General features: G+C 58.9%; 10 protein-coding genes and 1 pseudogene. 10 read left to right on the forward strand and 1 reads right to left on the reverse strand.

Going from position 1 to position 9,937, the window contains the following annotated elements:
* The first annotated feature begins 87 nt into the window (after positions 1 to 87).
* The 5 genes from CKO42_RS19625 to nuoN are packed head-to-tail and all read left to right on the forward strand — an operon-like array spanning position 88 to position 6,109.
* Positions 88 to 738 carry an NADH-quinone oxidoreductase subunit J gene (locus CKO42_RS19625; protein ID WP_200247734.1) on the forward strand — a complete coding sequence of 217 codons (651 nt, stop codon included), beginning with the start codon at positions 88 to 90 and terminating at the stop codon, positions 736 to 738.
* Complete coding sequence (gene nuoK / locus CKO42_RS19630; RefSeq protein ID WP_200247736.1) at positions 735 to 1,040, forward strand: NADH-quinone oxidoreductase subunit NuoK; 306 nt, start codon at positions 735 to 737, stop codon at positions 1,038 to 1,040. The genes CKO42_RS19625 and nuoK overlap by 4 nt, the downstream gene beginning before the upstream one ends.
* 31 nt (positions 1,041 to 1,071) lie before the next feature.
* The gene (nuoL, locus tag CKO42_RS19635; RefSeq protein WP_200247738.1) at positions 1,072 to 3,066 is read left to right on the forward strand and encodes an NADH-quinone oxidoreductase subunit L; all 1,995 of its coding nucleotides are present in this window, start codon (positions 1,072 to 1,074) and stop codon (positions 3,064 to 3,066) included.
* 19 nt (positions 3,067 to 3,085) lie between these two features.
* Positions 3,086 to 4,645 (forward strand): NADH-quinone oxidoreductase subunit M, encoded by a 1,560-nt coding sequence (locus CKO42_RS19640; protein ID WP_200247740.1) that lies wholly within the window; start codon positions 3,086 to 3,088, stop codon positions 4,643 to 4,645.
* A gap of 12 nt (positions 4,646 to 4,657) precedes the next feature.
* Positions 4,658 to 6,109 carry an NADH-quinone oxidoreductase subunit NuoN gene (gene nuoN / locus CKO42_RS19645; RefSeq protein WP_200247742.1) on the forward strand — a complete coding sequence of 484 codons (1,452 nt, stop codon included), beginning with the start codon at positions 4,658 to 4,660 and terminating at the stop codon, positions 6,107 to 6,109.
* A 153-nt stretch (positions 6,110 to 6,262) separates the two neighbouring features.
* Here nuoN and CKO42_RS19650 read toward each other — a convergent pair whose 3' ends face one another.
* Positions 6,263 to 7,255 carry an adenosine kinase gene (locus CKO42_RS19650; protein WP_200247744.1) on the reverse strand — a complete coding sequence of 331 codons (993 nt, stop codon included), beginning with the start codon at positions 7,253 to 7,255 and terminating at the stop codon, positions 6,263 to 6,265.
* 94 nt (positions 7,256 to 7,349) lie between these two features.
* On the opposite strand from CKO42_RS19650, the gene CKO42_RS19655 reads away from it, so the two are divergent.
* The 5 genes and pseudogenes from CKO42_RS19655 to CKO42_RS26960 all read left to right on the forward strand — a co-directional run.
* Complete coding sequence (locus CKO42_RS19655; protein WP_200247746.1) at positions 7,350 to 7,739, forward strand: Uma2 family endonuclease; 390 nt, start codon at positions 7,350 to 7,352, stop codon at positions 7,737 to 7,739.
* 88 nt (positions 7,740 to 7,827) lie between these two features.
* Positions 7,828 to 8,076 (forward strand): annotated as a pseudogene (locus CKO42_RS19660) (metal-dependent hydrolase); the annotation flags it as partial.
* 13 nt (positions 8,077 to 8,089) lie between these two features.
* The gene (locus tag CKO42_RS28600) at positions 8,090 to 8,257 is read left to right on the forward strand and encodes a thermonuclease family protein (RefSeq protein ID WP_420844336.1); all 168 of its coding nucleotides are present in this window, start codon (positions 8,090 to 8,092) and stop codon (positions 8,255 to 8,257) included.
* A gap of 481 nt (positions 8,258 to 8,738) precedes the next feature.
* Entirely contained in the window at positions 8,739 to 9,629 is an 891-nt protein-coding gene (locus CKO42_RS19670; protein WP_200247748.1) for an FkbM family methyltransferase, read from the forward strand.
* 124 nt (positions 9,630 to 9,753) lie between these two features.
* A partial coding sequence (locus tag CKO42_RS26960; RefSeq protein ID WP_476737479.1) for a PIN domain-containing protein occupies positions 9,754 to 9,937 on the forward strand: 184 nt, incomplete at its 3' end.

Genomic DNA, 9,937 nt, shown 5'->3' on the forward strand with positions numbered 1-9,937 from the left:
GTAGGTCGAATGTCAACGCCTGACTGCATCGCTGAGAGCTGCTCTTGAGAGCCGTTCTCCGACGCAGCCAAGCCAGCTGGAAATCCCATGGGCTTCGAAAAATTTCTCTTCTATGTGTTCGCGGCCATAACCGTAGTCGCTGCAGGGATGGTGGTGACACGCCGCAACCCAGTGCACGCGGTGCTGTTTCTGGTGCTTGCCTTCGTCTCGAGCGCGGCGCTCTGGCTGCTGCTGGAGGCGGAGTTCCTCGGCATCGTCCTGGTGCTGGTCTATGTCGGCGCGGTGATGGTGCTGTTCCTGTTCGTGGTGATGATGTTGGATATCGACATCGCCGCGCTGCACGGTCAGTTCATTCGCTATCTGCCGGTCGGCCTGATGATTGCGGTGGTGATGGTGCTGAACCTGTTCTTGGTGCTTGGGCCATCTCACTTCGGGCTCGAGCTGTTCGCGAAGCCCGAGGCGCAGCCGGCCAGCTATAGCAATACGGTCGAGCTGGGTCTCGAGCTCTACACCACCTACCTCTATCCGTTCGAGATCGCCGCGGTGATCCTACTCGTCGCCATCGTCGCCGCGATTCGCCTGACGCTGCGCCGTCGGCCTGAGACCAAGTATCAGGATGCCTCCAAGCAGGTCCGGGTGAAGAAGGGGCCAGATCGTATCCGACTGGTGTCGATGCCGGCCGCACCCCGTCTGGGTGCCAGTGCGCCGGCCCCGGCACTGAAGGAGGACTCCGAATGATCGCCCTATCTGACTATCTGCTGCTCGGCGCCTTGCTGTTCTCGATCTCTGTGGCCGGCGTGTTTCTGAATCGGAAGAACGTGATCATCCTGCTGATGTGCATCGAGCTGATGCTGCTCGCAGTGAACATGAACTTCATCGCCTTCTCGCATTTCCTTGGCAATCTGGATGGGCAGATCTTCGTCTTCTTCATCTTGACGGTTGCGGCCGCCGAGGCGGCAATCGGGCTCGCCATCCTGGTGGTCCTGTTCCGCAACCGGCGCACCATTAACGTCGACGATCTGGACATGCTCAAAGGCTGAGCCCACCGGACACCGCTCGGAGAATCCTTCAATGGAGACCGTCTATCTGATCATCGTGCTGGCGCCACTGTTTGGTGCCATTGTCGCCGGCTTCTTCGGCGGCAAGATCGGCCGTGCCGGCGCTCACTCGGTCGCCATCGCTGGCGTCGGCCTCTCGGCTGTACTCTCCCTCTGGGTGCTGTCGCGCTTCATCTGGCACGATGAGCCGGCCTTCAATGGCTCCCTCTATACCTGGATGGTCGCCGATGGCATCCGTTTCGAGATCGGCTTCCTGGTCGACCGCCTGACCGCGCTGATGATGGCGGTGGTGACCTTCGTCTCGTTGATGGTGCACATCTATACCATCGGCTACATGGCCGACGATGCCCACAACTGGCCTGAAAACTCCCTCGTTGGCAAGAATAGCTATCAGCGTTTCTTCAGCTATATCTCGCTGTTCACCTTCTCGATGCTGATGTTGGTGATGGCCAACAACTTCATGCAGTTGTTCTTCGGCTGGGAAGCGGTGGGTCTGGTGTCCTACCTGCTGATTGGTTTCTACACAACGCGCGAGTCGGCGATCTCGGCCAACCTGAAGGCCTTCCTGGTCAACCGCGTGGGTGATTTCGGCTTCATCCTCGGCATCGCTGCGGTAGTGATGTACTTCAACTCGTTGGATTACGCCGAGGTCTTTGCGCAGGCGCCGGCGCATGCCGAGACCCAGGTCGCGGTCTTCGGCGGCGTCTCGCTAATGACCTTGATCTGCATCCTGCTGTTCATTGGTGCGATGGGTAAGTCGGCCCAGATGCCGCTGCATGTTTGGCTGCCGGATTCCATGGAAGGTCCAACGCCGATCTCGGCGCTGATCCATGCGGCCACCATGGTCACTGCCGGCGTCTTCATGGTGACCCGGATGTCCCCGCTGTTCGAGCTGTCGACGACCGCGCTGTCGTTCGTGCTGGTGATCGGCGCCTTGACGGCCTTCCTGATGGGACTGATTGGCTTGGTGCAGAACGACATCAAGCGCGTGATCGCCTACTCGACCCTGTCTCAGCTCGGCTATATGATCGCAGCCCTGGGGGCCTCGGCCTATGCCGCGGGCATCTTCCACCTGATGACCCATGCCTTCTTCAAGGCGCTGCTGTTCCTGGCCGCGGGCTCGGTGATCATTGCGATGCACCATGATCAGGATATTCGCAATATGGGTGGGCTGAAGCGCTACATGCCGATCACTTGGATCACCGCGTTGGCCGGCTCTCTGGCGCTGATCGCCTTTCCGGGCTTTTCCGGCTTCTTCTCCAAGGATGCCATCATCGAGGCCGTGGGGCATTCGCAGATCGCCGGCGCTGGTCTGGCCAACCTGCTGCTCATCCTGGGTGCCTTCGTCACCGCGCTCTATTCCTTCCGACTCTATTTCTTGGTCTTCCACGGCGAGCCGCGGATGGACCATCACACCCGCTCGCATCTGCATGAGACGCCCTGGGTGGTCACGGGGCCGTTGATTGCCCTGGCGATCCCCTCCGTCTTCATCGGCTGGTATGCGATCGAGCCGCTGTTAGTCGAGAACTGGCTCGGCGATGCGATCACGGTGCTGCATGAGCACGACACCCTGCATCATCTCGCCGCGCATTGGCACGGGCAGCGCGAGTTCATCCGCCATGGCATGCAGACGCTGCCGTTCTGGCTCTCGATGGGCGGCCTGCTGATGGCGGCCTATTACTGGTGGTACTTGCATCAACGCAACCCGGGGATCGATGCTGAGCTGCAGGAGCGAGGCGGTCGGTTCACGCGCCTATTGCAAGACAAGTACGGCTTTGACGACTTCAATCAGCGTGTCTTCGCGGGTGGTGGGCAGCTGATCGGGCGCTTTCTTTGGAAGCGCAGTGATCAGCGCTTGATCGATGGCGCGGTGGTCAATGGCTCGGCAAAGGCCGTCGGCTGGATCGCGGCGCGTGCTCGTCACCTTCAGAGTGGCATGCTCTACCACTATGCCTTTGCCATGATCCTCGGGCTCGTGGTCCTATTGACCCTGTTCGTGACCTTCTAAGACGCGGGAGAGGCGGCTGATGTTATTGGAATTCCCCTGGCTCTCGCTCGTGATCTGGCTGCCGATCATCGGCGGCATTGCGGTCATTGCAAGTGGTGAGCAGAACGCTGAGCTGACCAAACGGATCGCGCTGGGCTTCGCGCTGCTGACCTTTGTCATGAGCCTGCCGCTCTGGTTTGGCTTCGATGCCTCGACGGCGGCGATGCAGTTCGTCGAGCGATCGCCCTGGCTGCCGGCGCTGGGCGTCGACTATTACCTGGGCGTCGATGGCATCTCGATGCCGCTGATCTTGCTCACCACCTTTATCACCATCTTCGTGATCATCGCCGGCTGGGACGTCATCAGCTACAAGCCGTCGCAGTACATGGCGGCCTTCCTGATCATGGAAGGGATCATGGTCGGGGTGTTCTCTGCCCTGGACGCGATCCTGTTCTATTTCTTCTGGGAGGCGATGCTGATCCCGATGTTCATCATCATCGGGGTCTGGGGCGGGCCGAACCGCGTCTACGCGACCATCAAATTCTTCCTGTACACCTTCTTCGGCTCGGTGTTCATGCTGGTCGCGCTGATCTATCTGTACTTCCAGACCGGCAGCTTCGACATCCTCGGCTTCCATGCGGCGCCGCTGGGACTGACCGCGCAGATCCTGATCTTCTTCGCCTTCCTGCTCGCATTCGCGGTCAAGGTGCCGATGTTTCCGGTGCATACCTGGCTGCCGGATGCGCACGTCGAGGCACCGACCGGCGGCTCGGTGATCCTGGCGGCGATCATGCTGAAGATCGGCGGCTATGGCTTCCTGCGCTTCAGCCTGCCGATCGCGCCCGATGCCAGCGCACAGCTCGACTGGCTGATCATCACCATGTCGCTGATCGCGGTCATCTATATCGGCCTGGTGGCGCTGGTGCAGCAGGACATGAAGAAGCTGATCGCCTATTCGTCGATCGCACACATGGGCTTCGTGACCCTAGGCTTTTTCATCGTCTTCGCGATCTTCCAACGCGCCGAGACAGCGGGTGCCGTGATGGGCATCGAAGGCGGAATGGTGCAGATGATCTCGCACGGGTTCATCTCCGGCGCCCTGTTCCTCTGCGTTGGCGTGCTCTATGACCGCATGCACACCCGCGAGATCTCGGCCTACGGCGGGGTGATCAACCGCATGCCCTGGTTCGGGGCCTTCGTCGTCTTTTTTGCCATGGCCAACGCGGGTCTGCCCGGCACCTCTGGGTTCGTCGGTGAGTTCATGGTCATCCTCGCTGCCTTCCGCGCCGACTTCTGGTTTGCCTTCCTCGCCGCGACCACGCTGGTGCTGGCGGCCGCCTTCACCCTCTGGCTGGTCAAGCGCGTCATCTTCGGCGATATCGGTAACGACAATGTCGCCGCGCTCAAGGATCTGAATCGGCGCGAGACCCTGAACCTGAGCGTGCTGGCCGCCGCTACGCTTGCGATCGGCATCTGGCCCAAGCCGTTGATCGACGTGATGGAGCCGACCATCGCCAACCTGGTACAGCAGATCCAGGTCAGCAAGTTGCCCGAGGGGTCTGACTTGGTCACCCCGCCGATCGCCCGTCTCCAGCCCTAACGGACCCCTGTCATGACGACGCTCACGCCCTCGATTTCCGCTTCGCTGCTGGCGATCCTGCCCGAGCTAGTGATCTTGATCACCGCCTGTACGGTGCTGATCGCCGATCTCTACACCCGCGCTGATCAGAAGCAGAGCAACCATACCCTGACGCTGATCGGGCTGCTGGGCGCGCTGCTCGCGGTTGGCTTCGTCGGTGGCTCAGTGCCGACGGCCGCCTTTAGCGAGAGCTTTGTCCGTGATCCGATGAGCGACCTGCTCAAGGGTGCCATCCTGGTCGTGTCCTTGCTGACCTTCGTCTATGCCAAGGACTACATGCGCGATCGTGACATGTGGGTCGGCGAGTACCACGTACTGCTGCTATTCGCGGTGCTGGGGATGCTGATCATGGTCTCGGCAAACGGCTTCCTGACCCTGTACCTCGGCCTTGAGCTGCTCTCGCTCTGCCTCTATGCGCTGGTCGCCTTCGACCGCGACTCCAAGGCCGGCGCTGAGGCGGCGATGAAGTACTTCGTGCTCGGCGCCCTGGGCTCCGGCATGCTGCTCTACGGTATCTCGATGCTGTATGGCGCCTCCGGCGGCTTCGCCTTCGCCGATGTCGCCGCGGCCGTGGCCAGCGATGCCGTGAATGACAAGATCCTGGTCTTCGGGCTGGTGTTCGCGCTGATCGGCATCGCGTTCAAGTTCGGTGCCGTCCCTTTCCACATGTGGATGCCGGACGTGTACCAGGGCGCGCCGACCCCGATCGTGCTGTTTCTCTCTAGTGCGCCCAAGATCGCCGCCTTTGCGATGGCGGCGCGCATCCTGATCGAGGCGCTGGGCGGCCTGCAGTCCGACTGGGGCGAGATCCTGGTGATCCTCTCCGTGCTCTCTCTGGCGCTCGGCAACGTCGTCGCGATCGCGCAGACCAACATCAAACGCATGCTCGCCTACTCGACCATCTCCCATGTCGGCTTCATCTTCCTAGGGCTGCTTGCTGGCAGCGAGCAGGGCTATGCGTCTGCGATGTTCTATTCGGTGGTCTATGCGTTGATGTCGGCGGGGGCCTTTGGCGTGCTGCTGCTGATCTCGAATAAGGGTCAAGACGTGCAGGAACTGGACGATCTCAAGGGCCTGTCGGATCGCGACCCCTGGTTGGCCGCGATGATGGCGCTGATCATGTTCTCGATGGCCGGCGTGCCGCCGATGGTTGGCTTCGTCGCCAAGCTGCTGGTGTTGGAGGCGATTATTGCGCAAGGGATGGTCTGGCTGGCGATCATAGCGGTGATCTTCTCGATCATCGGCGCCTTCTACTATCTGCGCGTGATCAAGATGATCTACTTCGATAAGCCGATCACCGAGGTGCCAGTGGTCACCAATGCCAGCGCGCGGGTCGCCATCACCTTCAATGGCGCCGCGATCTTGCTGCTTGGGATGTATCCCGCCGCGCTGTTCTCACTTTGCCAGCAGGCCTTTGCGGGTTGATCCTGTCAAGCCTCTGGGCGAGGCGCTGACGAACAGATGGACACAGGCCAACACAGACCAACACCGATCGATGGCGGAAGGATCGGTGTGAAGGTCTGTGGATCTGTGGTGCTGATCATCCGTAACGCTTGGTCAGTCCTCGCGATTGGCTGGTTATGAGCCGAAGGACTTGAGGATCGCTTGGGTGTCTTCCTTGCTCAGCCGCGGTCCAAGACTGGTGACCAGTTTCGCCGAGGCCGCCGAGGCCAGGTCGCCAGCGCGCTTGTGGCTCCAACCTTGGGTCAAGCCGTAGAGGAAAGCGCCGGCAAACATATCGCCAGCGCCGACCGTATCCACCGGCTTGACCGGCACCGGATCGATGTCGATCAGCTCCTGGCCATCGAAGACCAGCGCGCCCTTGGGGCCGCGGGTGATCGCGAATTCCTTGCTCAGCGTCTTCAGATACTCGACCGCCTCGTTGAGATCAGTGGTCTCGGCCATGCCCATGGCCTCTTCTTCATTGGCAAAGATCAGGTCGACGCCGTCGCCGATCATCTCCTTCAGCCCAGCCTTGAAGAACTTGACCATGTTTGGGTCGGAGAGCGAGAGCGCGGTGCGCACGCCGCCATGCTCTGCCGCGCGGCGGGCCTCGATGGCCGCGACTCGGGCCGTATCGGAGGTGACCAGATAGCCCTCGGTGTAGAACCATTTGGCCGCGTGCAGGGACCGCACCTCGACCTCATGCACCGATAGATTGCCGCTGATGCCCAGATAGGTGCACATGGTCCGGTCCGAGTCAGGCGTGACCAAGACGACACAGCGGCCGGTATCGCCCTTGTCCAGAAAGCCGCCGTCGAGGGTCTCGACGCCGCCCTCGTGCAGGTCTTTCATGTAAAAGTGGCCGAGATCGTCGTCAGCGACCTTGCAGGCGTAGTAGCCACGGCCACCGAGCTGGCTGAGCGCGATCACCGAGTTCGCCGCCGAGCCACCCGAGCCGCGTTGGTGATGATGTTCGCGGAGGTGGTCCATGATGCGCAGCTGATGTGCCTCATCGACAAGGGTCATGACGCCCTTGTCGATATTCAGGTGTTGGAGATCGCCGGGGCTGATCTCGTACTCCATATCCACCAGTGCGTTGCCGAGGGCGTAGACGTCGTAGGTACTCATACTCTTCCTATGTTGACTGTGACAGCCGACATTGTCGCAGAGAACGGCGATTGGTTGTTTGCCGAGACTGAGGGAGCGCACTAGGCTGACCTGTTTGCTCATCGAAGCCATCGGCAGGCGCGCCATCGTCTCTACCCAAGATCCGATCCTGCTCGGGGATCTCAGCGCACCCCAGCCCGACATCGCCGTGCTCAAGCCGCGGGACGATTTCTACACCGCCGAGCATCCGCGGGCCGACGATGCCTTACTCGTGATCGAGATCGCCGACAGCAGCGTTCGTTATGACCGGGAGTGCAAGCTGCCGCTGTATGCCCGATTCGGCATCCCCGAGGCCTGGCTGATCGACATCCCCGCGCAGGCCATCTGGGTGTATCGGCAACCCGAGAACGGTACCTACCAAACAAGCGTTCAGCTTGAGGCGCCGTACCGAATCAGGCCGTCGATGCTGGATGGCTTGGAGTTGGAGCTTGGCGATCTGGTCTAAAACCGCTTTGGAGGATCAGGCTTAAGCGTCATTCTCCAGACCGAAGCGGGGTTTAAAACGGCTCCGGGATGCGCTTGAGCGCGCCGCCCCCTCCGTTGCGCTGCTCGGCGGCTTGAGCCCGGATCTCGACACGCGCACCAGTTACATCGGGCGGGTGCTGCGCCTGAACTCGGGCACGCTCGAGCGCTATGTCGGCCACCGCACCTTCACCCATTCATTGCTGCTGCAGGGCATCGCCGGCCTGCTCGCCTGGTGGCTGCTGCCGGGTGGCTACGCGCTCGCCCTGATCGCTGGCTGGGTCAGCCACAGTTGGTGCGAAATGATGACCAAGGGCTAAGGTTGCTGAGGTCATCGATCCGACCAGTGGCACCCTCATCAACCGGTCGATGGTCGAGGCAGGGAAAGCAGCGGTGTATCGGCGCTATTGTTCCGATCGCAGTTATAGCAGCGCCGAGGCCAGCGCCAAAGTTGCGGGGCTGGGGATCTGGAGCAAGCCGGGCGACCATCAACGGCCTTAGGAATGGCGGCGTCGCTGACCCGGTCTTATCAGGACGCGGACGCAGAGACCTGGCAGCAAATAGCATTGGGCGAGTGGATCACCACGGCTGAGGCGAACGGTGATCCAGATCAACTCTCTGTAATTCTGACTGGATCAAACACCTGTTGGTGTTTATTCCTGCCAGCTATAACCGCTAGACTCGGCGCAGGCGCTGCACGCGCCCAGGGTCAGGGGATCTGGATAATGGTAGGGGAGCGCCAACAACCGTGGATGTATCGTCATCGCTGATCGGTGGGGACCGGTCGGATTTCTGTATAGCAACAACGGCACCTGTTCTGCATCTGCAGTTTGTAACGGGGTGCTTGTGCGTGCGCGTGTGGTTTTGCCGAGGCTCTGAGCTGAGTAGATGGATTCTGCCTATCTCTGTTAGCACGGAATCTACTCAGCACACCTGATCCACATGCTGTCTAATTAACGGTTAGGCGTAAAATGGAACCAATATGTCGCATCTCAATACATTAAGATTCATTATCGGCCATCCTCTTAATCGAGACCGAAAACTAGGCTCACTTGTACGTTTTGCTAAATGGCAAATTGCCAGCAGACTAGCTCCGGGTGCAATCGTTTTCGATTGGATCAACGGCTCCAAATTTCTAGTCCGAACTGGAGAAACAGGATTAACAGGAAATATTTACACCGGCCTACATGAATTCCCGGATATGGGTTATTTGCTGCATTTCCTACGCGAGGAAGACCTTTTTGTCGATGTTGGAGCGAATGTAGGTTCATACAGCATTCTGGCCTGTTCTGCTGTTGGAGCTAGAGGTATTGCATTTGAACCAGTGCCAAACACTTTCAATCGGCTTATTGAAAACATGCGTCTTAATAATTTGGAAGAAAGAGTCACCTGCCTTAATAAAGGTGTAGGGGCAGAAGAAGAAAACATTACATTTACTAGCGACACTGATACCACAAATCATGCGCTTGCAGACGGCGAACATTGCGAAAAGGTCGTTAATGTCGAAGTGACATCCTTGGATACCGTTTTACATAGCGAATCTCCAGCATTGGTAAAGATTGATGTAGAAGGATATGAAACGCCGGTACTGGAGGGGGCGCAAGAAATTCTAAGAAACCAATCAATATATTCCGTAATCATGGAGCTTAACGGTAGTGGAAATCGCTACGGTTATGATGAATCGAAGATCCTGGACATGATGTCGGACTACAATTTCAAGACTTATTCATACAATCCAATGGATCGAACGCTCATCAATTTAGAAGGCAAGAACTTAAATTCAGGGAATACCTTGTTTATTCGTGATAAGTCTTTTGTTGAGGAAAGATTGAAGGCTGCACCAATGGTTTCAATTCATGGCCGCCAGTTCTAAATCGCCTAACAATCGCATGCACTCGGACAGCAAAAAGCGCCGCTCCTCGTTCCTCGTCGCTCTGCTTTTTGCTGCCGGTGATGCGTGTCGTTAGCGGGTGAACAACGGAGTTGGAGTAAGCTCATTGAAGCGCAAAGTTTATCTTGAAACTTCCGTCATCAGTTATTTGACTTCGCGGCCAAGTAAAACCATTATCGGTGCCGCTCACCAACAAATAACCTCAGCATGGTGGGATAAACGATATGACTATGAGTTATTCCTGTCAGAACTGGTGTTGCGTGAATGTGCTGGTGGCGATTCTGCCGCCG

Origin of the sequence: Lamprobacter modestohalophilus (assembly GCF_016583905.1) — a bacterium.
In the GTDB taxonomy this organism is placed as follows: domain Bacteria; phylum Pseudomonadota; class Gammaproteobacteria; order Chromatiales; family Chromatiaceae; genus Lamprobacter; species Lamprobacter modestohalophilus.

Bases quoted from the DNA above. Each gene is read 5' to 3' on its own strand.
- CKO42_RS19625 (WP_200247734.1), top strand. From the start codon at position 88: ATGGGCTTCGAAAAATTTCTCTTCTATGTGTTCGCGGCCATAACCGTA.
- nuoK (WP_200247736.1), top strand. From the start codon at position 735: ATGATCGCCCTATCTGACTATCTGCTGCTCGGCGCCTTGCTGTTCTCG.
- nuoL (WP_200247738.1), top strand. From the start codon at position 1,072: ATGGAGACCGTCTATCTGATCATCGTGCTGGCGCCACTGTTTGGTGCC.
- CKO42_RS19640 (WP_200247740.1), top strand. From the start codon at position 3,086: ATGTTATTGGAATTCCCCTGGCTCTCGCTCGTGATCTGGCTGCCGATC.
- nuoN (WP_200247742.1), top strand. From the start codon at position 4,658: ATGACGACGCTCACGCCCTCGATTTCCGCTTCGCTGCTGGCGATCCTG.
- CKO42_RS19650 (WP_200247744.1), bottom strand. From the start codon at position 7,255: ATGAGTACCTACGACGTCTACGCCCTCGGCAACGCACTGGTGGATATG.
- CKO42_RS19670 (WP_200247748.1), top strand. From the start codon at position 8,739: ATGTCGCATCTCAATACATTAAGATTCATTATCGGCCATCCTCTTAAT.